At 67.0% G+C, this 22,677-nt stretch carries 20 protein-coding genes; 8 read left to right on the top strand and 12 right to left on the bottom strand.

Features of this window, described 5'->3' with window-relative positions:
- Positions 1-44: 44 nt before the first annotated feature.
- The 4 genes from OLX02_RS15370 to OLX02_RS15355 all read left to right on the top strand — a co-directional run bounded on the left by OLX02_RS15370 (position 45) and on the right by OLX02_RS15355 (position 2,880).
- Positions 45-1,280, top strand: a complete 1,236-nt coding sequence (locus tag OLX02_RS15370; protein ID WP_264424266.1) for a DUF3419 family protein — start codon at positions 45-47, stop codon at positions 1,278-1,280.
- Positions 1,280-1,924: a class I SAM-dependent methyltransferase gene (locus OLX02_RS15365; protein WP_264424265.1), complete on the top strand. Its 645-nt coding sequence runs from the start codon at positions 1,280-1,282 to the stop codon at positions 1,922-1,924. The genes OLX02_RS15370 and OLX02_RS15365 overlap by 1 nt, the downstream gene beginning before the upstream one ends.
- A 62-nt stretch (positions 1,925-1,986) precedes the next feature.
- The gene (locus OLX02_RS15360; protein ID WP_264424263.1) at positions 1,987-2,418 is read left to right on the top strand and encodes an MAPEG family protein; all 432 of its coding nucleotides are present in this window, start codon (positions 1,987-1,989) and stop codon (positions 2,416-2,418) included.
- 36 nt (positions 2,419-2,454) lie between these two features.
- Positions 2,455-2,880: an MAPEG family protein gene (locus OLX02_RS15355; RefSeq protein WP_264424261.1), complete on the top strand. Its 426-nt coding sequence runs from the start codon at positions 2,455-2,457 to the stop codon at positions 2,878-2,880.
- A 59-nt stretch (positions 2,881-2,939) separates the two neighbouring features.
- Here OLX02_RS15355 and OLX02_RS15350 read toward each other — a convergent pair whose 3' ends face one another.
- From OLX02_RS15350 to OLX02_RS15315, 8 genes are all read right to left on the bottom strand, one after another.
- Complete coding sequence (locus OLX02_RS15350; protein WP_264424259.1) at positions 2,940-4,145, bottom strand: class I SAM-dependent RNA methyltransferase; 1,206 nt, start codon at positions 4,143-4,145, stop codon at positions 2,940-2,942.
- Positions 4,142-5,590, bottom strand: coding sequence for an NAD(P)H-hydrate dehydratase (locus tag OLX02_RS15345; RefSeq protein WP_264424257.1), 1,449 nt, complete (start codon positions 5,588-5,590; stop codon positions 4,142-4,144). Before OLX02_RS15345 ends, OLX02_RS15350 begins: the two co-directional genes overlap by 4 nt.
- The gene (locus OLX02_RS15340; protein WP_264424255.1) at positions 5,574-5,948 is read right to left on the bottom strand and encodes a hypothetical protein; all 375 of its coding nucleotides are present in this window, start codon (positions 5,946-5,948) and stop codon (positions 5,574-5,576) included. The genes OLX02_RS15345 and OLX02_RS15340 overlap by 17 nt, the downstream gene beginning before the upstream one ends.
- Positions 5,935-7,794 carry a dihydroxy-acid dehydratase gene (gene ilvD, locus OLX02_RS15335; RefSeq protein ID WP_264424254.1) on the bottom strand — a complete coding sequence of 620 codons (1,860 nt, stop codon included), beginning with the start codon at positions 7,792-7,794 and terminating at the stop codon, positions 5,935-5,937. Before ilvD ends, OLX02_RS15340 begins: the two co-directional genes overlap by 14 nt.
- A gap of 98 nt (positions 7,795-7,892) precedes the next feature.
- On the bottom strand, positions 7,893-8,261 hold the full coding sequence (locus OLX02_RS15330) for a carboxymuconolactone decarboxylase family protein (protein ID WP_264424252.1): 369 nt from the start codon (positions 8,259-8,261) through the stop codon (positions 7,893-7,895).
- Positions 8,262-8,354: 93 nt separating this feature from the next.
- On the bottom strand, positions 8,355-9,080 hold the full coding sequence (locus OLX02_RS15325) for an N-formylglutamate amidohydrolase (RefSeq protein WP_264424250.1): 726 nt from the start codon (positions 9,078-9,080) through the stop codon (positions 8,355-8,357).
- Complete coding sequence (locus OLX02_RS15320; RefSeq protein ID WP_264424249.1) at positions 9,080-9,883, bottom strand: 4-(cytidine 5'-diphospho)-2-C-methyl-D-erythritol kinase; 804 nt, start codon at positions 9,881-9,883, stop codon at positions 9,080-9,082. The genes OLX02_RS15325 and OLX02_RS15320 overlap by 1 nt, the downstream gene beginning before the upstream one ends.
- Positions 9,884-9,959: 76 nt before the next feature.
- Entirely contained in the window at positions 9,960-11,609 is a 1,650-nt protein-coding gene (locus OLX02_RS15315; protein ID WP_264424248.1) for an electron transfer flavoprotein-ubiquinone oxidoreductase, read from the bottom strand.
- Positions 11,610-11,754: 145 nt separating this feature from the next.
- On the opposite strand from OLX02_RS15315, the gene OLX02_RS15310 reads away from it, so the two are divergent.
- Genes OLX02_RS15310 through OLX02_RS15295 form a run of 4 tightly spaced genes read left to right on the top strand, consistent with a single transcriptional unit; the run spans position 11,755 to position 15,903 of the window.
- On the top strand, positions 11,755-12,477 hold the full coding sequence (locus OLX02_RS15310; RefSeq protein WP_264424246.1) for a uracil-DNA glycosylase family protein: 723 nt from the start codon (positions 11,755-11,757) through the stop codon (positions 12,475-12,477).
- Complete coding sequence (locus tag OLX02_RS15305; protein ID WP_413630325.1) at positions 12,474-14,255, top strand: lytic transglycosylase domain-containing protein; 1,782 nt, start codon at positions 12,474-12,476, stop codon at positions 14,253-14,255. The genes OLX02_RS15310 and OLX02_RS15305 overlap by 4 nt, the downstream gene beginning before the upstream one ends.
- On the top strand, positions 14,245-14,772 hold the full coding sequence (gene moaB / locus OLX02_RS15300) for a molybdenum cofactor biosynthesis protein B (protein ID WP_264424244.1): 528 nt from the start codon (positions 14,245-14,247) through the stop codon (positions 14,770-14,772). The genes OLX02_RS15305 and moaB overlap by 11 nt, the downstream gene beginning before the upstream one ends.
- Before the next feature lie 54 nt (positions 14,773-14,826).
- A complete protein-coding gene (locus tag OLX02_RS15295; RefSeq protein WP_264424242.1) occupies positions 14,827-15,903 on the top strand; it encodes a PA0069 family radical SAM protein in 1,077 nt (358 codons plus the stop codon).
- Here OLX02_RS15295 and OLX02_RS15290 read toward each other — a convergent pair.
- Genes OLX02_RS15290 through dnaE form a run of 4 tightly spaced genes read right to left on the bottom strand, consistent with a single transcriptional unit; the run spans position 15,900 to position 22,647 of the window.
- Positions 15,900-16,997, bottom strand: coding sequence for an NADH:flavin oxidoreductase (locus OLX02_RS15290; protein WP_264424240.1), 1,098 nt, complete (start codon positions 16,995-16,997; stop codon positions 15,900-15,902). The two genes, OLX02_RS15295 and OLX02_RS15290, sit on opposite strands and share 4 nt — an antisense overlap.
- 4 nt (positions 16,998-17,001) lie before the next feature.
- The gene (locus tag OLX02_RS15285; RefSeq protein ID WP_264424238.1) at positions 17,002-17,418 is read right to left on the bottom strand and encodes a DUF1330 domain-containing protein; all 417 of its coding nucleotides are present in this window, start codon (positions 17,416-17,418) and stop codon (positions 17,002-17,004) included.
- Between the two features lie 10 nt (positions 17,419-17,428).
- Positions 17,429-19,036: a long-chain fatty acid--CoA ligase gene (locus OLX02_RS15280; RefSeq protein ID WP_264424237.1), complete on the bottom strand. Its 1,608-nt coding sequence runs from the start codon at positions 19,034-19,036 to the stop codon at positions 17,429-17,431.
- Positions 19,037-19,056: 20 nt separating this feature from the next.
- Complete coding sequence (gene dnaE, locus OLX02_RS15275; protein WP_264424235.1) at positions 19,057-22,647, bottom strand: DNA polymerase III subunit alpha; 3,591 nt, start codon at positions 22,645-22,647, stop codon at positions 19,057-19,059.
- Between the last annotated feature and the right edge of the window lie 30 nt (positions 22,648-22,677).

The raw sequence follows: 22,677 nt of genomic DNA, 5'->3' as shown, positions 1-22,677 counted from the left end.
ATCCGGCCTCGCGAAAGACCCTCATAAGGACTTGAGCGACGGTCATGACCAGTCTCGAAACCCTCTCCGCATCCGACACGCAAACGAAGGTCGAAGGCGCCGTCGTGCGCAAGGGCGCCAGCGTTGCCAACCGGCTGCTCGACCACGCCTTCGCCTTCGCTTTCCGCGGGCTGGTCTACGCCCAGATCTGGGAAGATCCCGAAGTCGACATGGAGGCGCTGCAGATCCGTCCGGACAGCCGGATGGTCGCCATCGCCAGCGGCGGCTGCAACGTGCTGTCCTACCTCGTGGCCGATCCGGCGGCGATCACCGCCGTCGATCTCAACACCGCGCACATCGCGCTCAACAAGCTCAAGGTCGCCTCGGCCCGGCACCTGCCGGAATATGCGCTGTTCCGCCGTTTCTTCGCCGAAGCGAACAGCAAGGCCAACGTCGATGCCTATCATGCGTGGGTCGCGCAGCACCTCGACGAGCCGACGCGCCGCTATTGGGAAGGGCGCGACCTGATCGGTCGTCGCCGCATCGGCGGTTTCCGCAAGGGCATCTACAAGCGCGGGCTGCTGGGCAACTTCATCGGCGTGGCCCACCTTCTTGCCAAGCTCTACCGCATTGATCTTTCGAAGATTCTCTCGGCACGTTCGACCGAAGAACAGCGGCAGGTGTTCGAAGCCGAGCTTTCGCCGGTGTTCGACCGCAAGTTCGTGCGCTGGCTGACCGACCAGCCAGCCTCGCTGTTCGGCCTCGGCATTCCGCCGGCGCAGTTCGATGTTCTGGCGGGCGACCAACCCATGGCCGAAGTGCTCCGCCGCCGTCTCGAAAAGCTCGCTTGCGACTTCGATATCGCCGATAACTACTTCGCATGGCAGGCATTTTCGCGCGGATACGGCCAAGCACCGGACTGCCCGCTGCCGCCCTATCTCCAGCAGGCCAACTGGGAAGCGGTGCGCGCCCGCGTCGACCGCGTGGACGTGCGCCACGCCAACATGACCGAGCATCTCGCCGCCCAGCCTGCCGCCTCGCTCGACCGCTACGTGCTGCTCGACGCGCAGGACTGGATGACGGACGATCAGCTCAACGCGCTGTGGAGCGAGATCACCCGTACCGCCCGTCCCGGCGCGCGCGTGCTGTTCCGCACCGCCGCCGCCCCCAGCCTGCTGCCGGGCCGCCTGGACGACGCCCTGCTCTCGCGCTGGAGCTACCATGCCGAGGCCAGCCTCGACTACACGCGCCGTGACCGGTCCTCGATCTACGGCGGCGTCCACCTGTACGAGCTGGCGTAATGGCCAGCACCGCGCCCTCGCACGGCGCGCTGATGGACGCGGTCTATCGGCGCCAGAAGCACATCTATGACGCGACCCGGAAATACTACCTTTTTGGGCGGGACACGCTGATCGCCGGGCTGGACGCGCAGCCCGGCACGGCGGTGCTCGAAGTCGGCTGCGGTACCGGCCGCAACCTGGCGCTGATCGGCAAACGCTGGCCCGGCGCGGTGCTCCATGGACTGGATATCTCGCGCGAGATGCTGTCGATCGCCGGGGGACGTCTCGGCGGCCGGGCGAGGCTGGGCCTCGGTGACGCCACAGATTTCGATCCCAAGACCTTGTTTGGACGTGAGCAATTTGACCGCATCGTGATCTCCTATGCAGTGTCGATGATCCCGGTCTGGCGCGAGGCCATCCACCACGCCGCCACGCTGCTTGCCCCCGGCGGATCGCTGCACATCGTCGATTTCGGCGATCTCGACGGCCTGCCACTTCCCTTGCGCGCGGGCCTGCGCCGCTTGCTGGCGAGCTTCCACGTCACCCCCCGCGCGGATCTGGGCGCAGCGCTCGCGGCGCTGGCCGAAGATGACGGCCTTGCCGCCTCCACGCGCCGGGGACCGCTCGGCTACTATCAGATCGGCACGGTCACTCGCCCACGATAGGTTGCATTTGACAATCGACACGGCGCTTCGCACTCTCCCGCGAAATTGAGGGGAAGCGCGCGATGCAGGCGCAGATGCTCGCACCGGCGGCCGTGCTGGTGCTGTGGTCATTGTTCATGCTGCTGTGGGTGGCGGGAACCCGCTTGCCGGCGATGCGCAGGATGGGCGGCCTCGGCGCAGCTAAGCCGGGCGGCCGGGGTCAGGATCTGGAGACCGTCCTGCCTCCCGAAATCAACTGGAAATCCCACAATTACACACACCTGATGGAACAACCTACGTTGTTTTATGCAGTCAGCGCGATCATTGCGATCGTCGGAGCGGGCCGGATCGATGTGAGACTGGCCTGGGGCTACGTTGTGGTGAGGATCGTGCATTCGATGTGGCAGGCGACCATCAACAGGGTGCCCGTGCGCTTCCTGCTGTTCCTGCTGTCCACCATGCTGCTGATGGCGCTGGCGGTTCGCGCGGCGGTGGCTACGCTGTCTGCATCATAAATAACTTCAAGAGGGGGAGCCAAGAACATGATAGGCATGATGATCCTGAAACCCGTCGTCGCGCTGGCGGCGTGGACCATGGTGATGTGGGTGTGGATGTACGCCACGCGTATTCCCGCCATAGGCAAGCTGCCGAAGCCGACCGAGCCCGGTGCGGACCAGGGCTGGACCGGCGCAATGCTGGAAAACCTGCTGCCGCGCGAAATCCAGTGGAAGGCGCATAATTACAATCACCTGCATGAAGCACCTACGGTGTTCTATGCGGTATGCATCGTGCTGGCGATCATCGGTCAGGGCGATGGGCTGAACGCCAAGATCGCGTGGGCCTATGTTGGCCTGCGCGTGGTCCATTCGATCTGGCAATCGACCGTGAACAAGGTCGCCGGACGCTTCCTGCTGTTCGCACTGTCGAGCGTGGCGCTGATGGCGCTGGTTCTGCACGCCGCGATCGCCGTGTTCTGAACGACACCTAAAGGTACCTGAGCCATACCGAAGGCCGCCCGGGACGATCCCGGGCGGCCTTATTCGTCCTTCAGGAACAGGCTCACCAGCTCGACGTGGATGGACCAGCGAAACTGCCCCACGGCACGCAGATGGACGAGCCGATAGCCACCCTCGATCAGCGTGGCGGCATCCTTCGCCCAGCTCGCCGGATTGCAGCTGACGTAGCATACGCGCGGCACGCGGCTGGCGGCGATCTGCACCACCTGCTCGCGCGCGCCGGCGCGCGGCGGATCGAGGACGACGGCGGCGAAGCGGTCGAGTTCCTCGGTGCGCAGCGGATTGCGGAACAAGTCGCGGTGGAGGGCGTGGACGGGGCGGCCATGACCTCGCGCCGCTGCCTGACAGGCGAGGTGCGCATCACGCGCCGCTTCGACTGCCAGCACCTTGGTGCCCGGCCCGGCGAGCGCGAAGGCGAAAGTGCCGAGACCGGAGAACAGATCGGCGACCGTGGCCGCGCCGGCCAGCCATTCGCGCGCGGCGCTGGTCAGCGCGTCTTCGCCGTCGCGGGTCGCCTGCAGGAAGGCAGCGGGCGGCAGGCCGACCGGGGTTCCGCCGAGCGTGGCCGTGACCGGATCGGGTTCCCACGTGGTTTCCGGGCCGTATCCGCTGTCCAGCGTCAGACGGGCTAGCGCGTGTTCGCGCGCGAAATCGAGCAGCGCCTCGGTGCGGGCGAGATTGTCGGCGGTGATGCCATTGAGGCCGACCGAAACGCCCTGGTCGACCAGCGTCAGGTCGATGTCGACCGAGAGCTTGCGGTCGCCCCAGCCTTCGAGCAGCTTGCGCAAGGGCGCGACCAGGCCGAACAGTTCGGGCGCGAGAACATGGCACTCGCGCATATCGACGATCTTGTGCGTGCCCTGTTCGCGGAAGCCCAGCACCACGCGCTTGCCGATCGCCTGCGCGTGAAGCGAGGCCCGGCGGCGCGTGCCGGGAGGCGACAAGTGCGGCGGCTCGGCCGGGGGCGGCGCGATATCCTGCCCGCGAGCGGCGCCTTCCACGCGGCTGAACACGTATTCGGTCAGCGCCTTTTCCGAGAGGTGCTGCAACTGGCAGCCGCCACAGGCCGGGAAGTGGCGGCAGGGCGGATCGACGTGGTCCGGACCCCGCGTGAGCGTGCCGTCCGCCTCAAGGGTGTCGCCCGGCGCGGCGAGCGTGACGTAACGCCCGTCGGCGGTGGCACCCTCCCCCTTGGCGGCAACGCGGACGATCAGGGCACTGGTCATGACAAAGCTCCGGCAAGGGCGCGGCTGGCGGCAAGCGCCAGCTCCCCGGCGGTGAAAGCGGGGCCGCAGAGACGCGCGGCTTCGCCGTGCAGCCACAGCCCTTCGCGCGCGGCGCGCGCTGGATCGGCGTGGGTGGCCAGGCGGCTGGCGATGAGGCCGGCGAGGACATCGCCAGTGCCAGCGACCGAGAGCCAGGTCGAGGCGCGGGGCGCAAGCGTGACGCTGCCATCCGGCTCCGCAATCAGGCTGTCCGGCCCCTTGAGCACGATGACGGCGCCGCTGGCCTTGGCGAGCGCAGCGGCACGGCAGCGGCGGGGCGCGTCGCCCGAAAGGCCGAAAGCGCGTTCGAGCGCGGCCATTTCGCCCTCATGCGGGGTCAGCACGGTTGGGGCCTTGAGCGGAAGATCGGGACCGAGCAGCATGAGCGCATCGGCGTCGATCACGCTTGGGATGGCCCGTTCCATCACGGCGCGGAGGCGCTGGCGGGCCGTCTCGTTACGGCCGAGACCGGGGCCGACCAGCAGGGCGGCAAGGCGCGGGTCCGCGAGCAATTCTGCCAGATCGCCATGGGCTGCGACCAATTCGGGCGGCAGGGCGCGTGTTTCGACAGGCTCGGCAGGAGCGGGGGTGAGAAGCGGGGCTCCTGCAAGCAGCAGCTTCACATAACCCGCGCCGGCACGCAGGGCGGCAGTGGCGGAGAGGATCGGTGCACCGGGCATCTCGCCGGCGACGACGGCCAGCAGGCCGCGGCGATACTTGTGGGCATCAGGCGCCGGGGCGGCGAAGCGGGGGCGTTGCAGAAGCGCGGCGGCTTCCGGCTGCAACGTGACGCCGATATCGACGAGCCGCAGCGCTCCCATCTGGGCGGCGGCGGGCATGGTCCAATGCGCGTGCTTCCACGCGCCGAGCGCGATGGTCAGGTCACTTGCGGGAAGATCCGCGTTAAGCGGCTGGCCGCTGTCGCTTTCGACGCCGCTGGGCAGGTCCACCGCCACGCGCAAGTGGTGGTTGGCGGCAAGGCCGGTGAGCAGCGCCATCAGGTCATCGGGCAAGGCACGAGTCAGGCCGCTGCCGAACAGGCAATCGACGAACACGTCGCCGTGAAGTTCCGCGTCCGGTCCCACAACGGTGCCCTTGAACAGGCTGCGCGCGTTTTTCGCCGCCGGGGTGCCGGGATCGCGCGCGGCGACCACGGTGACGGGATTGCCGTGCTCCATCAGGTGGCGGGCAATGACATAGCCGTCGCCGCCATTGTTGCCGGGGCCGCACAGCACCGTGACGGGCCGGGTCGCGGCGATGCGGCGGACATATTCCCCTGCCCCGCGCCCGGCGACTTCCATCAGCGCTTCGACACTGGTGCCGCCGGCGATCAGCGCTTCCTCTGCGGCGCGCATCTGCGCTACGGTGAGGACTTGCGCCAGCGTTACGTCACGGCTTCGGGGCATCGGGTTCAGGCTTCACCTTGGCGGGAAAACGGTAGCGATCCTGGCCGACGGTCACTTCGAGCCGACCATCAGGAATCCATTGGACGGTGGTTTCTTCCACCCCGTCGGCGGAGATCACCCCGCGCCCGTCTGCCACTTTCTCGAAGCGGCGGAAACCGCCCGCCTTGTCAAAGACGATGAGGAGGGCACGTCCGCGCTGGACCGCCTCCTCCACCGCGCAGTCGGGTGCAAAGGCGTTTGCCCCGCCAAGCGCGCAATCGATCTTGCGCTGGGGCAGCGCGTCCTCGCCGCCGCGCGAGCAGCCGGCGAGCAGGCCCGCCAGCGCAGCGGCCAGGAGAAGGGCCTCAGCCCTTCGCATTAGCGCCCTTGAGCTGCGACAGGTCGCGCACCGCGCCGCGCGCGGCGCTGGTGGTCATCGCAGCATAGGCCTGAAGCGCGACCGAGACCTTGCGCGGGCGTTCCTTGACCGGATGCCAGCCCTTCTCGTCCATCGCCGCGCGGCGGCGGGCGAGTTCGTCTTCCGCCACCTGCAACGTGATCGAGCGGCCCGGGATGTCGATGGCGATCACGTCGCCGTTCTCCACCAGCCCGATGACGCCGCCCTCGGCCGCTTCGGGCGAGACGTGGCCGATGGACAGGCCCGAGGTGCCGCCCGAGAAGCGCCCGTCGGTGAGCAGCGCGCAGGCAGCCCCCAAGCCCTTCGACTTGATGTAGCTGGTGGGGTAGAGCATTTCCTGCATGCCCGGCCCGCCCTTCGGCCCTTCATAGCGGATGACCACGACGTCGCCCGCCTTGACCTGGCCGGTGAGGATGCCGGTGACCGCTGCGTCCTGGCTTTCGAACACCACGGCCGGGCCGGTGAACTTCAGGATGGATTCGTCCACGCCCGCCGTCTTGACGATGCAGCCGTCGAGCGCGACGTTGCCGGTGAGCACGGCGAGGCCGCCGTCCTTGCTGAAGGCATGGTCGGCCGAGCGGATCACGCCGTTTTCACGGTCGAGGTCCAGTTCGGTCCAGCGGCGATCCTGGCTGAAGGCCACTTGCGTCGGCACGCCGCCGGGGGCCGCCTTGAAGAATTCCTGCACGCTGGGCGCGTTGGTGCGCTTGATGTCCCAGAGGTTCAGCCCGTCGGCCAGCGTCTTGCTGTGGACGGTGGGCAGATGGGTGTGGAGCAGTCCGGCACGGTCCAGCTCGCCCAGGATGGCAAAGATGCCGCCCGCGCGGTGGACGTCTTCCATGTGGACGTCGCTCTTCGCGGGCGCGACCTTCGACAGGCACGGGACACGGCGCGAAAGCCGGTCGATGTCGGTCATGGTGAAATTCACGCCGGCTTCGTGCGCCGCGGCCAGCAGGTGCAGCACGGTATTGGTCGAGCCGCCCATCGCGATGTCGAGGCTCATGGCGTTCTCGAACGCTTCGAACGTGGCGATGGAACGCGGCAGCGCGCTTTCATCGTCCTGCTCGTAATAGCGCTTGCACAAGTCGACCACGAGGCGGCCGGCTTCAAGGAACAGGCGCTTGCGATCGCCGTGCGTGGCGAGCGTGGAACCATTGCCCGGCAGCGACAGGCCGAGCGCTTCGGTCAGGCAGTTCATCGAATTGGCGGTGAACATGCCGCTGCACGACCCGCAGGTGGGGCACGCCGAGCGCTCGATCGTCTCGACTTCCTCGTCGGTGTACTTGTCGTCGGCGGCGGCAACCATCGCATCGACGAGATCGAGCGCCGTTTCCTTGCCGCGCAGCACGACCTTGCCGGCTTCCATCGGCCCGCCCGAGACGAACACCACCGGGATGTTGATACGCAGCGCAGCCATCAGCATGCCCGGCGTGATCTTGTCGCAGTTGGAGATGCAGACCATCGCATCGGCGCAGTGCGCGTTGACCATGTATTCGACGCTGTCGGCGATCAGGTCGCGGCTGGGGAGCGAATAGAGCATCCCGTCGTGGCCCATCGCGATCCCGTCATCGACCGCGATGGTGTTGAATTCCTTGGCGACGCCGCCGGCGGCCTCGATCTCGCGCGCGACCATCTGGCCCAGGTCCTTGAGGTGGACGTGGCCCGGCACGAACTGCGTGAACGAATTGACGACCGCGATGATCGGCTTGCCGAAATCGCTGTCCTTCATGCCGGTGGCCCGCCAGAGCCCGCGCGCGCCTGCCATGTTGCGGCCATGGGTGGTGGTGCGAGAACGATAGGCGGGCATGACGACTGCTCCGAAGTTGAGGGCTTGTTCGGGTTTGCGACCGAATGCGCCCTACCCCAGCAATCGTCACCCGTCGAAGGTTAATTTTGCGACGATCGTCAAGCCGTTTCGGTAGGCGTGACCGCCGCGGCGGCGAACTGGTCATAGGCCTCGACCGCCTGTGCCGCATACATCAGGCTGGGTCCTGCCCCCATGTAGAGCGCCATGCCCATCGTCTCCATCACTTCCTCTCGCGTTGCGCCGTGCTTGACCGCGGCCTGCGCGTGGAACGCCACGCAGCCATCGCAGCGGATGGCGACCGCGATACCCAGCGCGATGAGTTCCTTGGTCCGCGCATCGAGAGCGCCATCGACGGTGGCGGACTGCGCCATCTGGGAAAACGCCTTCATCACGTCGGGCGTTCCCTGACGCACCTGCTTGATCGCGCCCGAAAGATTGCGCGCCATTTCCTGCCAATCGTGGACCATGTGCCTTGCTCCTGCTGTTATTTGGCTGCGTGGGGGCGCAGCGCTGAGGGCAAGCTATATTAGACTTTATTAATTTGAAAGGGGCACAGAGGTTCAGGCAATCGAGATCGCGACCGCGTTCGCGATGCGGGCAAGGCCCTCCGCCCATTCGGCCTGTCCCGCTTCGTCGCCGATCAGGTCCTGGCGCACTTCGACGCCAAGATAGGGCCGGCCATCGGCCTCGGCATGGCGGTTCATCGTCGCATTGAGCAGCTTGCCCGAATAGGGCTGCTGATCACCCACGATCAGCCCTTCGGCTTCGAGCAGCGGAATAGCGATACGGGCCGCGCGCTCGTCCGCATTGTAGAGCACGCCGACATGCCACGGACGCGGTTCCTCGCTGCTGGCGAGGCGCGGGGTGAAGCTGTGCAGCGAGAGGATCAGCGACGGCGGCGCGGCCTCGATCGTGGCGGCGAGCGCCTCGTGATAAGGCCGGAAGAAGCGCGCGAGCCGGGCTTCGTGGCCGGCGTGATCGAGCGCGTTGCCGGGGATGGCGTGGCCATCGCTGGCGATGGGGACGACGGTGGGCAGGTGCTCGTCGCGGTTGAAGTCGCAGACCAGCCGGCTGACATTGCCGAGGAACGCGGCCGTGCCGGGGCGCTGCGCCATGCGCTCGGCAATGGCACCGACGCCGATGTCGATGGCAACGTGCTGGGTGAGCAAGTCCGGCGCGATGCCGAGGTCGATGTCTTCCGGGACGCGGTTCGAGGCGTGGTCGGAGACGACGAGGATGCCGCCAAAGCGAGGGCTGCCGATCAGGCGGTAGGCTTCGTGGTCCATCAGCGCAGGCTCCCGGCCAGAGTCCACCACGCCGCGGGCATGGCGGCCTTCGCGGCATCGCGCTGCCGGGCCGTATCGTAAAGCGCGAAGCAGGTGGCGCCCGAGCCGCTCATCCGTGCGAGCCACGCGCCGCTGTCGGCAAGCGCGTCGAGGACATCGCCGATCTGCGGCACCAGCGCGAGCGCGGGTGCTTCGAGATCGTTGCGGCCCTCGCGTGCGATGGTGCGCAAGTTGCCCTGGGGCATGGGGCCGCGGTCCACCCCGTCCCAGCCCTTGAACACCGGGCCGGTGGGCAACGGGATGCGCGGATTGACCAGCAGCACGGGCGCGCCGGCCAGATCGTTGGCGACGGGTTCCAGTTCGGTGCCGGTGCCGCGCCCGATGCAGGCGACGCTTTCGACGCAAGCGGGAACATCGGCACCCAGCCGCGCGGCGCGTTGGTGCCAGTCATCCGGCAACCCGTGGGCATCGCGGACCATCCGGAACACCGCGCCGGCATCGGCCGAGCCGCCGCCAAGGCCCGCCGCGACGGGCAGCCGCTTGTCGAGCGTGACGTCCCAGCCCTGCCCGTGCGGCAGGGCCGACAGCGCCTTGGCCACGATGTTGCCGAAGGGATCGTCGAGCGTGCCGGCAAATTCGCCGGTTACATGGAGCCGGTCCTGAGGCGAAGGCCGCGCCGTCAGTTCATCTCCCGCATCGACGAAGGCGAACAGCGTTTCCAGTTCGTGATAGCCGTCCGCGCGGCGGCGGCGCACGTGGAGCGCGAGATTGATCTTGGCGTAAGCGGTTTGGGAAAGACTCATCGGCTGCTTCCTGAAACGAGCGAGGCGCCGGAGCAAGCCCCGGCGCCTCGCCTTTCTCCGCCCCTGGGGCCGAAGATCACATGTTCGGGTAGTTCGGGCCGCCGCCGCCTTCGGGCGTGACCCATTCGATGTTCTGGGTCACGTCCTTGATGTCGCAGGTCTTGCAGTGGACGCAGTTCTGGGCGTTGATCTGAAGACGCGGCGCGCCTTCTTCCACGCCGACGAACTCATAGACGCCCGCAGGGCAGTACCGCTGTTCCGGTCCTGCGTAGATCGGCAGGTTGATCCGCGTCGGCACCGTCGGGTCCTTGAGCACGAGGTGGCACGGCTGGTCTTCCTCGTGGTTGGTGTAGGAGAACGACACGCTGGTCAGGCGGTCGAAGCTGATCACGCCATCGGGCTTGGGATACTGGATCGGCTTGAACAGATCGGCGCGCTGGGTCGCCTCGCTGTCGCGGTGATGCTTGAGCGGCTTGGAAATGCCGAAGCCGACCAGCTGGCGCAGCCACATGTCCGCACCTGCCAGCACCGTGCCCAGCTCGCCGCCGAACTTGGCAATCAGCGGCTGCGCATTCTGGACCTTCTTCAGTTCCTTGGCGATCCAGCTGTCGCGGACGGCGGCGTCGTATTCGCCCATCTCGTCCTTTTCACGGCCCGACGCGATGGCGGCGGAAATCGCTTCCGCAGCGAGCATCCCGCTCTTCATCGCGGTGTGGCTGCCCTTGATGCGGGGCACGTTGACGAAGCCGGCCGAGCAACCGATCAGCGCGCCGCCCGGGAACGCCAGCTTGGGCACAGACTGCCAGCCGCCTTCGTTGATCGCGCGCGCGCCGTAGGACACGCGGCGGCCACCTTCGAGAATCGCGCGGATTTCCGGGTGCTGCTTCCAGCGCTGGAATTCCTCGAACGGATAGACATAGGGGTTGGCGTAATCGAGTGCGGTGACGAAGCCGAGCGCGACCTGGTTGTTCGCCTGGTGGTAGAGGAAACCACCGCCCCAGGTGTTCGATTCCGAAAGCGGCCAGCCCTGCGTGTGAATCACGCGGCCGGGAACGTGCTTGTCGGGATCGATGTCCCACAGCTCCTTGATGCCGATGCCGTAGACCTGCGGCTCGCAATCGGCTTCGAGGTCGAAATGCGCCTTCAGGCGCTTGGTCAGGTGTCCGCGCGCGCCCTCTGCAAAGAGGGTGTACTTGGCGTGGAGTTCCATGCCGGGCTGGTAGTCGGGCTTCTTCTCGCCGTCCTTGCCCACGCCCATGTCGCCGGTGGCGACGCCCATGACGGCGCCGTTTTCGTCGAACAGCACTTCGGCCGCGGCGAATCCGGGGAAGATTTCAACCCCCAGCTCCATCGCCTGTTCGCCGAGCCAGCGGCACAGGTTGCCAAGGCTGCCGGTATAGTTGCCGTCGTTCGACATGAACGGAGGCATCGGCCAGTGCGGGATCGACATCTTGCCCTTGCGGCCCAGCACCCAGTGCCAGTTGTCGGTCACCGGGGTTTCCGCCATCGGGCAGCCCATATCGCGCCATTCCGGCAGCAGTTCGTCCAGCGCCTTGGGATCGACCACCGCGCCCGAAAGGATGTGCGCGCCGATCTCCGAGCCCTTTTCGAGCACGCAGACCGATAGGTCCGGATTGACCTGCTTGAGGCGGATGGATGCTGCCAATCCCGCCGGACCGCCCCCGACGATCACGACGTCGTACGGCATCGATTCCCGTTCGCTCATTCCCCTGGCTCCGACCAATTGCTCTGTTGAATATCCCATCCGCCTTGAAAGCTGGCGCGGACAAGGTCAATACCGCCAGAGTGATTGGACATTTAGACAGGTGAGTGGCGGGAGCCTCGAACAACCCGGCCAATGGACCGAGGCGTTGGGCGCCGCGCTGGACTGGTGGCGCGACGCGGGGGTGGATTGCGCCTTCGTGGATGACCCTCAGGACTGGCTGGCCGCATCGCGCCCGGTGGTGCCCCCCACCCCGGCCCAGCGCAAGGCCATGGCAGAGGCCGAAGTCGTAGCGGCAATTCCCCCGATCGGCGCCGATCGGGCCGGCTGGCCGAGCGAACTCGCGGGCTTTGCCGCATGGTGGATGGCGGAGCCTTCACTGGCCCCGGCGGGTGCGCGACGGGTGCCTCCCGCAGGACCGGCCGAAGCCGAATTGATGGTGCTGGTCGCCATGCCCGAGGAGGAGGATTCCGAGCGGCTGCTGAGCGGGCGCGGCGGAAAAATGCTCGATGCGATGCTGGCGGCGATGGACCTGTCGCGGGACCGGACCTACCTCACCTCGGTGCTGCCGGCGCGAATCGCAGTGCCGGACTGGGCCGATCTGGCGAGCCGACGGCTCGGCGACGTGCTGGCTCATCACGTCGCGCTGGCCCAACCCCGCCGCTTGCTGGTTTTCGGCAGATCTCTCGTTTCAACGCTTCTTGACAACGATTCGACGCATAAGCGTTCGGATTTACGCGCGTTTAACCATGACGGGGGCAGCGTTCCGGCGATTTCCACATACGATCTGGAAGCCCTGCTGGCGAAACCCGCTTTCAAGGCAAGCCTGTGGAATCGCTGGCTGGAATGGACGGGGACAGAACAAGCGTGACGATCCGGGGAAAGACCCGCGCGACACTGGCCGGACTTGCTGCAACCCTCGCGGTTGCCGCTGCCCTGCCCGCGCACGCCAACAGCGCCGCCGTGGACTATTTCCGCAACCGCGCCGACCGCACCGCGGTGCCCTCGCTGCTGAGCCAGGATGACCGCGCCTATTACAAGGCGCTGTTCGGCGCGATCGAGCGCGAGGACTGGATTTCCGTCCAGCAGATGTTCGCGCAGCGCGCCGATGGCCCGCTCCATGCCGTGGCCAAGGCGCAATTCTATCTCGCCTCCACCTCGCCCAAGGTGGAGCTTCAGCCGCTGACGGACCTGCTTTCGCAGGCTCCGGACCTGCCGTGGTCCGAACAGGTCGGCAGGCTCGCGCTGAAGCGTGGGGCCACCGCGCTTCCCGTGACGCTGCCAGCAACGCAGGCGCTCTACACGCTGCCCACGCTGTCGAAGCGGATCAAGCCGCGCTCCATCGCCGACGGCACCATGCCCGATACGGTGGCGCTGGCCATCAACGACCGCATCAAGAACGACGATCCGCTGGGCGCACGCCTGCTGCTCGACGGCATCGATGCGTCGCTGTCGCCCGAGGCCCGCGCCGAGTGGCGGCAGAAGGTGGGCTGGGCGTTCTATATCGAGAACGACGACGCCAACGCCCGCGCGATCTCGCTTTCGGCGTTCGACGCCGGCTCCGGCCCGTGGGTGGCAGAGGCGATGTGGACCGCCGGCCTTGCCGCGTGGCGCATGGACGATTGCGTGGCCGCCGCCGAAAGCTTCGAGAAGGCCGGCGGCATGGCGAACAATGCCGAACTGTCCTCCGCAGCAAGCTATTGGGCGAGCCGGGCATGGCTGCGTTGCCGCAAGCCCGAAAAGGTCGCCGCTTCGCTGCGCGCCGCTGCCCGCAGCCGTGACACCCTTTACGGCATGATCGCCGGCGAGGCGCTGGGCTTGCGCGAAAGCGCACCGGCGGCCGCCCCCGATTTCTCCGATGGCGACTGGCAGGCGCTGCGCAGCGTGAACAACGTGCGCATCGCGGTGCAGCTGGCCGAAGTGGGCGAAGATGGCCTGGCCGACGAAGTGCTGCGCTATCAGGCACGCATCGGCGCGCCGGGCCAGTATGCCCCGCTTTCACGCCTCGCCCGCGATCTCGGCCTGCCATCCACCCAGTTGTGGATGGCCTATAACGCGCCGGCCGGTGCCCGCCCGGACGAAGCCGCACGCTTCCCCGCGCCGAAGTGGACGCCCGCCAACGGCTGGAAGGTCGATCCGGCGCTGCTGTTTGCGCATTCGTTGCAGGAATCGAATTTCCGCACCGCCGTCACCAGCCCGGCAGGTGCCAAGGGGCTGATGCAGGTGCTGCCCGGCACCGCGCGCGACCTGACCAAGGTGGAGCCGGTGATGATGGGCCGCGAAAAGCAGCTCGACCTGCCCGACGTGAACCTGGCGTTCGGCCAGACCTATCTCTCGCAGCTGCGCGCCCGGCCGGAAACGCAGGGGCTGCTGCCCAAGGTGATCGCCGCCTACAATGCCGGACCGATGCCCATCGGCCGCTGGAACGCCGAGATCCGGGACAAGGGCGATCCGCTGCTGTGGATGGAATCGATCCCCTATTGGGAAACGCGCGGTTACGTGTCGATCGTGATGCGCAATTACTGGATGTACGAACGGCAGGCCGGCGGCGCTTCGGAAAGCCGCATCGGGCTGGCGCAAGGGCTTTGGCCGCAGTTCCCCGGCCTTTCCGGCGCGCAGAATGTCAGGATCGCCTCGCGTGGCAATTGATACCTTACGCACGTTCACGCCCATCCACATCGCCCTGCTCACCGTTTCCGACACGCGCGGCCCGGCCGAGGACACCTCGGGCGACATCCTTGCCGAACGGATCAAGGGCGCCGGCCACAAGCTGGCGGCCCGTGCGATCGAGAAGGACGAGGTGGACCGCATCGTCAGCCGCCTGAACAACTGGATCGACGACCGCGCAGTCGATGCGGTGATCATCACCGGCGGCACCGGGCTGACCGGCCGCGACGTTACCCCGGAAGCGCTGGACCGCGTGAAGACGCGCGACATTCCGGGCTTTGGCGAACTGTTTCGCTGGCTCAGCTACAAGACCATCGGCACCAGCACGATCCAGTCGCGCGCCTGCGCGGTGGTGGCGCGGGGCACCTACATCTTTGCGCTGCCCGGATCGAACGGCGCGGTGAAGGACGGCTGGGACGGCATCCTTGCCGAGCAGCTCGACAGCCGCAACCGGCCCTGCAACTTCGTGCAGCTGATGCCGAGACTGCTGGAAAGCTGATCGCGGGCGGCGGTGCCGCTTGTCATTTTGTTCCACTTATGTTCTTATCTCGCCATGAAACCTCCTCCGGTTCATGGTCGCGGCGCGCCATCGGGCGCAGTGCCCACGCGCTTCGGACTTGCCACGCGCGAGGCCGATGGCGACTGGCTGGACGCGCGCGAGGACATTGACGGCCCGGGGCCGAAGCTGCGCACCACCGTCACCGAAGAATTTCCGAAAACGGTGATGAGCTTCAATCGCTCGCCCGACATTCCCTTCGACCGTTCGCTGAACGCCTATCGCGGCTGCGAGCACGGCTGCATCTATTGCTATGCGCGGCCGACGCACGCCTACCATGATCTTTCGCCGGGGCTGGATTTCGAGACGAAGCTGTTTGCCAAGCCGCAGGCGGCCGAGATCCTGCGCAAGACCTTCGCCGGCAAGGGCTATCGTCCCCTGCCGCTCGCGATGGGGACAAATACCGATCCCTACCAGCCGATCGAGCGTGATTACCGCATCACGCGCGCGGTGCTGGAGTTGTGCCTTGAGGTGCGCCACCCGGTGACGATCACGACCAAGTCGGCGCGGGTGCTCGATGACCTGGACCTGCTGGCGCAATTGGCGCGGCTCAAGCTGGTCGCGGTGGGAATTTCGGTGACGAGCCTCGACCCGCGGCTGTCGGGCCTGCTGGAACCGCGCGCCTCCGCGCCGGACAAGCGGCTGGCGGCGCTGGGCAAGCTGGTGGAGGCAGGCGTGCCGGCACACGTGTCGGTCGCCCCCGTCATCCCGTCGATCACCGACATGTTCCTGGAAGGCATCCTGGAACGCGCCGGCGCGCTGGGCGTGCCTTCCGCAAGCTGGATCATGGTGCGCCTACCGCACGAGGTGGCGCCGTTGTTCCGTGAGTGGCTCGAGGCGCACTTTTCCGACCGGGCGGGCAAGGTCATGGCGATCATCAACGACGTGCGCGGCGGCAAGGACAACGATGCGCGGTTCTTCACCCGCATGAAGCCGCAGGGCGTGTGGGCCGATCTGATCCGCAGCCGGTTCCGCATCGCATGCCGGCGCGCGGGGATCGAGCAGGTGAAGACAGACCTCGATTGCTCGCAGTTCCGCGCGCCGTCCGTCGATGGGCAGCTGGCCCTGTTCTAGGCCGGGCTTTGGGCCGGATCGCCCACGAATCCCTTCCAGTTCTTCATGTAGTGGACGAACGTGGGGCTGAGCGCTTCGTCCAGCAGGTGCTGCTCGGTGACGGGCAGCGCGGGCGAAACATAGGCCGGATCGGCCAGCACGCGGCGCGGGAAATCGTGACGCAGGATCGCGGCGCGGCCGATGGCGACGAAATCGCAGCCCTTGTCCAGCACCCACGCGCAGTCCTCTGCGCTCATGATCTTGCCGGCGGCGCAGACGCGCGTGTCGCCCCGCGGCAAGTCCATGAACCAGTCGATCAGGTCACGCCCTGCGCCTTCCGCATCGTTGGGCGCCTTGCGCACGTCCCACAGCGAAAGATCGACATAGTCGAGCTTGCCTTCGGCCAGCACGCGGCGGATCAGCTCGCGGATTTCCATGAGCCGCTGGCCGAACCGTTCGGGCGAAACGCGCAGGCCGACCTGGAACTGCGGGCCGCACGTGCTGCGAATGCCGTCGATGATTTCCAGCACCAGCCGCGCGCGGTTTTCAGCGCTGCCGCCGTAGCGATCCTCGCGCAGGTTGAAATCGGGCGAGAGGAACGCGGCGAGGATGTAGCCGTGCGCGCCGTGGACTTCGACGCCGTCGAACCCGGCCTTCTCGGCGCGGCGGGCGGCGGCGATGAAATCGTCGCGGAGGCGCTCGACCTCATCGGTGGAAAGCCCGCGCGCGCCGCTTTCGGCGTGGTCGGACGGAGCGACCGGGTGCGGAACCACGGCCTTGTCCGACCGGTAGCCGGCGTGATGCAACTGGACCGAGGAGACGGCACCATGCTTGCGGATGCCATCGGCCAGCCGGGTCAGCCCGGGAATGTGCTCGTCGCCGAAAATGCCGATCTGGCCGACGAAGCCCTGCCCCACGCGCTGCACGTGCGCGGCGGCGGTCATGACCATGCCGAAGCCGCCTTCGGCGCGCTTGACCAGCCAGTTGTATTCGTCGTCTCCCAGCGTGCCGTCGGCCTGGCTCTGCTGGTTGGTGAGCGGCGCGAGCATGAAGCGGTTGGGCCATGCCGGGCCGCGCGGCAGGACCAGGGGCTGGGCGAGAAGATCGTGGCTCATGGTGTCAGCTCTCCACCGGCGCGAAACGGACAAGACGGCTGTCTTCCACCGCAGCCTGGCGGTGGACCACGACGGGCGCGTAGTCCGGGTCCTTGACCATCCCCATGAACGCGGCGGCGCTGGGATAGGCCATCACGAAAGTCTCGTCCCATTCCCATTCGGACGGGCCAGTCACCATCGCCTCGAACGCGCCTTTCCACACGATGTGGCCGCCGGCGCGTTCAAGCACGGGCTGGATCGTCCGGAAATACTCGTCGTAGGCCTGCTTCCCGGTCAGCCCCTTGCCCGCGAGCGGGTGGCCTTCGGGATAGTCCGCCTGCGCCTTGAACCGGACGAGGTTGAGCATGTGCACCGCCGTGTCGCGCGGCAGGGCCTTGAACCGGTCGAAGTTTTCCCGGCTCGGGTCGATGTAGCTGGTCATGTGCTGTCCTTCAGGCGGGCCAGGCGAAATCGCGGAACTGCTCGCGCAGGTCCTTCTTGCTGATCTTGCCGGTGCCGGTGTGGGGAATCTCATCAACGAAGGCGACCGCGTCGGGCACCCACCACTTGGCGACCTTCTCGCCCAGGAAATCGCGCAGTTCCGCTTCGCTGCATTCGGCGCCCGGCTTGCGGACGACCACCAGCAGCGGGCGCTCGTCCCACCGGGGATGATGGATGCCGATCGCGGCGGCCTCGGCCACGCAGGGATGGCCGACGGCGGCGTTCTCCAGCTCAACCGAGCTGATCCACTCGCCGCCGGACTTGATCACGTCCTTGGTGCGGTCGGTCAGTTGCAGGGTGCCGTCGGGGTGGATGACGGCAACGTCGCCGGTATCGAACCACTGGTCGGCGTCAGTCGCGTCCTGCTCCGCCTTGAAGTAGCGCTTGACCACCCACGGCCCGCGCACCTGCAATGCGCCGGACGTGGTGCCGTCACGTTCCAGCACTTTCGACGGATCGCCCAGATCGACGCAGCGGATCTCGACGCCGAAGGGCACGCGGCCCTGCTTGGCCTTGATGTCCACCCGTTCCTCGAACGACAGGTCGTCCCAGTCCCACGTTTCCGCCCCGGAGGTGCCGATGGGCGAGGTCTCGGTCATGCCCCAGGCGTGCGCGATGCGGATGCCGCGCGCCATGAAACGTTCAATCATCGAGCGCGGCATGGCCGAACCGCCGCAGACGACCTGGTTGAGGCTGGCGGGGATTTCACGGCCGGTGGCGTCGATGTGCTGGAGCACGCTGAGCCAGACCGTCGGTACGCCGGCAGAGGCGGTGACCTTCTCGTTCTCGAACAGTTCGCACAAGGTGGCGGCATCGTTGGTGGCGCAAAGGACCAACTTCGCTCCCGCCGCCGCGCCCGCCCACGGAATGCCCCAGCTGGCGGCGTGGAACATCGGCACGATCGGCATCATCACCATGCGCGTATCCATGCCGAAAATGCCGGGCGACTGGCAGGTGATGGCGTGCAGCATGGTGGAGCGGTGTTCGTAGAGCACGCCCTTGGGATTGCCGGTGGTGCCGCTGGTATAGCAGAGCATGCAGGGATCGCGTTCGTCGCCATCGGCCCACGTAGCGTTGCCGTCTTCCGCGCCGATCCAGTCCTCGAACGCTTGCGCAGGCTCGTCGCTGTCGAAGCAGATGTAGTGCTCGATCGTTTTCCAGCGCGGCTTCATCCGCTCGACCACGGGCGCCCACACCTTGTCGAACAGCAGGACCCTGTCCTCCGCGTGGTTGGCGATATAATCGAGCTGATCGTCGAACAGGCGCGGGTTGATCGTGTGGAGGATGCCGCCCACGCCCACCGCACCATACCAGGTGACGAGGTGACGGTGGTGGTTCATCGCCAGCGTGGCGATCCGGTCGCCCGGCCCGATGCCCAGCCGGCGCAGCGCCTGCACCATCTTCAGCGCATCGCGGCGGATGCCTGCCCAGTTGGTGCGGGTCTCGCTGCCATCGGCCCAGCGGGTGACGATCTCGCGGTGGGCGTGTTCGCGGGCGGCGTGATCCAGCAAATGGGTAACGCGCAGCTTCCAGTCCTGCATGGCACCCAGCTGAATCATACCCTCTCCCATCCTTGTCGTTATTCGACGAGCCGCAGATGCCGTTCCGGTCTTGCGGTCAGCGCCACATTGGCAAGCCCCTCGATGGGAATCAATCGTTCGATTAATTCGCTGTCGAGACGGAAGTCCGTCCCCAGCCGCACCAGCGGCTCGCGCGGGCCTCCGGTCCGCAGGCGGGCCAGCACCTCGCCCTTGCCGTCGGCCGCGCGCGGCAGGAGCATCGCCAGTTCGCTCATCGCCTCGGGCTTCGTAACGTCAAGCTTCAGGATCATGCGCGATGCGCTGGTGACCGAGGCGAGCGGACGAGCGCCGCGCACGGTGACGCGCGGCGGCTCGTCCGGATTCGGCCGGTCGAGTTCGACGGTGAGCAGCACGCAGGTGCCCTCGCGCGCCCACTGCACGAACGAATCGACCAGCGATTCCTCGAAGCACGAGGCCGAGAACAGGCCGGACGCATCCGAGAAGTCGGCCATGACGAAGTCCTTGCCCCGCTTCGTCTTGCGCTTCTGGACGTTCTCGACCAGCGCGGCCATGGCCGCGCCAGAGCGTCCGCCCCCTTCCCCGCCGCCGGAAATCAGGCTGCCATAACTGCGCGCGCCGTTGGCCGAGGCGACCGCGCGGTATTCCTCCACCGGATGCGCGGCGAAATAGAAGCCGAAGTTCTCGCGCTCGGCCGCCATCTGTTCGGCGCGGCTCCAGGGCTTGGTTTCGGCCAGCCGGGTGGCGGGCACGGCATGGTCGTCGCCGCCAAACAAGCCGCCCTGACCCGACGTGCGGGTGCGCGCGGCTTCGTCCGCCACGGCCATCAGCAGTTCCGCATTGGCGATCAGCATCGCGCGGTTGGGTTCCAGGCAATCGAGCGCGCCGCCCGCGGCGAGCGCTTCGAGCTGGCGCCGGTTCATCGAGCCTGCGGGCACGCGGCGGAACAGGTCGTCCAGGCTCTCGAACGCGCCATTGGCCTCGCGCTCGGCGACGATGGTCTCCATCGCGCGCTCACCCACGTTGCGCAGGCCGGCCAGCGCATAACGCACGGCGAAGCCCTCGTGCGTGCGCTCGACGGTGAATTCGGCCTCGGAATGGTTGATGTCCGGCCCGGCTAGCGCGACGCCGTTGCGCCGCATGTCGTCCACGAAGATCGACAGCTTTTCCGACTGGTGCATATCGAAGCACATCGAAGCGGCGTAGAATTCGTGCGGGTAGTGCGTCTTCAGCCACGCTGTCTGGTAGGCGAGCAGCGCATAGGCGGCGGCGTGCGACTTGTTGAAGCCGTAGCCGGCGAACTTGTCGATCAAGTCGAACAGTTCGTTGGCCTTGGCCGCCTCGATCCCCGAATTTACCTTGCAACCATCGACGAAGCGCTGGCGCTGGGCGTCCATTTCCGCCTGCACCTTCTTGCCCATCGCGCGGCGCAGCAAGTCTGCATCGCCCAGCGAGTAGCCCGCAAGGATCTGCGCGGCCTGCATCACCTGTTCCTGATAAACGAAGATGCCGTAGGTTTCGGACAGGATGCCGGCCAGCTTGTCGTGCGGATATTCGATGCTTTCCAAGCCGTTCTTGCGGCGGCCGAACAGCGGGATGTTGTCCATCGGGCCCGGTCGATAAAGCGAGACCAGTGCGATGATGTCGCCGAAATTGGTCGGCTTCACCGCCGCCAGCGTGCGCCGCATCCCTTCGGATTCCAGCTGGAACACGCCCACGGTATCGCCCGACTGGAGCAGCTTGTAGGTGTCGACATCGTCCCACGGCAGCATCGACAGGTCGATCGAGATCCCGCGCCGGCCCATCAGGTCGATCGCCTTGCGAAGGACGGACAGCGTCTTGAGGCCGAGGAAGTCGAACTTCACCAGCCCGGCGTCCTCGACGAACTTCATGTCGAACTGCGTGACCGGCATGTCCGAGCGCGGATCGCGGTAGAGCGGCACCAGTTGCGCCAGCGGCCGATCGCCGATCACCACGCCCGCCGCGTGGGTCGAGCTGTTGCGCGGCAGGCCTTCGAGCTGCATCGCAAGGTCGATCAACCGCTTGACCTCGGGGTCGCGGTCGTACTCTCGCTTCAGTTCGACCACGCCGTTCAGCGCGCGGGGCAGCGGCCAGGGATCGGTGGGATGGTTGGGCACCATCTTGCACAGCCGGTCCACCTGCCCATAGCTCATCTGCAGAATGCGCCCGGTATCGCGCAGCACCGCACGCGCCTTCAGCTTGCCGAAGGTGATGATCTGGGCAACGTGATCCAGCCCGTATTTCTGCTGAACGTAGCGGATCACCTCGCCGCGCCGGGTTTCGCAGAAGTCGATGTCGAAGTCGGGCATCGAGACGCGTTCCGGGTTGAGGAAGCGTTCGAACAGCAGGCCCAGCTTGATCGGATCGAGATCGGTGATGGTCAGCGCCCACGCCACCAGCGAGCCAGCGCCCGAACCACGTCCCGGTCCCACCGGGATGCCGTGCTCCTTGGCCCACTTGATGAAGTCGGCAACGATCAGGAAGTAGCCGCCGAAGCCCATCCGATTGATGATCGCGATTTCGAATTCGAGCCGCTGGCGGTAATTCAGCACTTCGTCCCACACGCCCGCCGCCGCCAGTGCGGGGAAGCGCGCGGGATCGGGCTCGCCGTCTGGCCCGAAGGTGAGCACCGCAGCCAGTTCGGCATGGCAGGTTTCGGCGTAATAGGGCTTGAGCCGCTCGACGAGACCGGTGCGGCTGTCCGCCGCGCAAGCCCGTGCCTCGCCTTCCTGGTCGCCCGCAAGGCTGGGAAGGATCGGCTTGCGCTTGGGCGGCATCAACGCGGTGCGCTGCGCCACGACCAGCGTGTTGGCGAGCGCCTCGGGAAGGTCCGCGAACAGCTCCTCCATCACCGGTGCCGGCTTGATCCACCATTCCTGCGACGAACGCGGCCGGTCCGGGCTGTCGACGTGGGTGGAACTGGCGATGCACAGCATCGCATCGTGGGCGGAATAGAACGCTCGCTCGGCGAAGCAGGCGGGGTTGGTGGCAACCAGCGGCAGATCGCGGGCATAGGCCATCTCGATCAGCGCTTCCTCGGCCGCTTCCTCCACCGGATCGCCGCGCCGCGCGAGTTCTATGTAGAGCCGGTCGCCGAACAGTTCCTGCAGCCGGTCGGCATAGGCTTGCGCCGCGCTCATCTGTCCTTCGGCGAGAAGACGGGTCAGCCCGCCCTCGTTCGCCGCCGTCAGGCAGAGCAGGCCGTCGGTATGGCCCACCAGATCCGCCAGCACGACATGGGCGGCGAATTCGAGCGGCCGATCAAGGTGCGCGCGACTGACAAGGTGGCAGAGATTGTCGTAGCCGGTCGAATCCTGCGCATAGAGCGCGAGCCAGTCGATCGTCGGGGATGCCGGACCGAAGCCGCTCGCCGCGCCTTCGCGGTCCGGCCGCGCCACCGCGAGCATCGTGCCGATGACCGGCTGCACGCCGACGGACTTGCACCCCTGTGCAAACGCCGCGCTGCCATAAAGCCCGTTGCGGTCGGTGATGGCGACGGCGGGAAAGCCGCGCTCTGCCGCCGTCTTGGCAATCGCCTTGGGATCGATCGCCCCATCGAGCATCGTATAGGATGAAAAGACGCGGAGCGGGACGAAAGACGCGTGGGGCATGGTGCTGATGTAGGTAACGGGGGGCGGCTT

It is taken from the genome of Novosphingobium sp. KCTC 2891 (genome assembly GCF_025938155.1).
Taxonomy (GTDB): Bacteria; Pseudomonadota; Alphaproteobacteria; order Sphingomonadales; family Sphingomonadaceae; genus Novosphingobium.
Note: the sequence above shows the minus strand (reverse complement) of the source record. Positions and strands in the feature narration are given on the sequence as shown.

Coding starts and splice junctions, on each gene's coding strand:
- OLX02_RS15370 (WP_264424266.1), top strand. CDS start 45: ATGACCAGTCTCGAAACCCTCTCCGCATCCGACACGCAAACGAAGGTC.
- OLX02_RS15365 (WP_264424265.1), top strand. CDS start 1,280: ATGGCCAGCACCGCGCCCTCGCACGGCGCGCTGATGGACGCGGTCTAT.
- OLX02_RS15360 (WP_264424263.1), top strand. CDS start 1,987: ATGCAGGCGCAGATGCTCGCACCGGCGGCCGTGCTGGTGCTGTGGTCA.
- OLX02_RS15355 (WP_264424261.1), top strand. CDS start 2,455: ATGATGATCCTGAAACCCGTCGTCGCGCTGGCGGCGTGGACCATGGTG.
- OLX02_RS15350 (WP_264424259.1), bottom strand. CDS start 4,145: ATGACCAGTGCCCTGATCGTCCGCGTTGCCGCCAAGGGGGAGGGTGCC.
- OLX02_RS15345 (WP_264424257.1), bottom strand. CDS start 5,590: ATGCCCCGAAGCCGTGACGTAACGCTGGCGCAAGTCCTCACCGTAGCG.
- OLX02_RS15340 (WP_264424255.1), bottom strand. CDS start 5,948: ATGCGAAGGGCTGAGGCCCTTCTCCTGGCCGCTGCGCTGGCGGGCCTG.
- ilvD (WP_264424254.1), bottom strand. CDS start 7,794: ATGCCCGCCTATCGTTCTCGCACCACCACCCATGGCCGCAACATGGCA.
- OLX02_RS15330 (WP_264424252.1), bottom strand. CDS start 8,261: ATGGTCCACGATTGGCAGGAAATGGCGCGCAATCTTTCGGGCGCGATC.
- OLX02_RS15325 (WP_264424250.1), bottom strand. CDS start 9,080: ATGGACCACGAAGCCTACCGCCTGATCGGCAGCCCTCGCTTTGGCGGC.
- OLX02_RS15320 (WP_264424249.1), bottom strand. CDS start 9,883: ATGAGTCTTTCCCAAACCGCTTACGCCAAGATCAATCTCGCGCTCCAC.
- OLX02_RS15315 (WP_264424248.1), bottom strand. CDS start 11,609: ATGAGCGAACGGGAATCGATGCCGTACGACGTCGTGATCGTCGGGGGC.
- OLX02_RS15295 (WP_264424242.1), top strand. CDS start 14,827: ATGAAACCTCCTCCGGTTCATGGTCGCGGCGCGCCATCGGGCGCAGTG.
- OLX02_RS15290 (WP_264424240.1), bottom strand. CDS start 16,997: ATGAGCCACGATCTTCTCGCCCAGCCCCTGGTCCTGCCGCGCGGCCCG.
- OLX02_RS15285 (WP_264424238.1), bottom strand. CDS start 17,418: ATGACCAGCTACATCGACCCGAGCCGGGAAAACTTCGACCGGTTCAAG.
- OLX02_RS15280 (WP_264424237.1), bottom strand. CDS start 19,036: ATGATTCAGCTGGGTGCCATGCAGGACTGGAAGCTGCGCGTTACCCAT.
- dnaE (WP_264424235.1), bottom strand. CDS start 22,647: ATGCCCCACGCGTCTTTCGTCCCGCTCCGCGTCTTTTCATCCTATACG.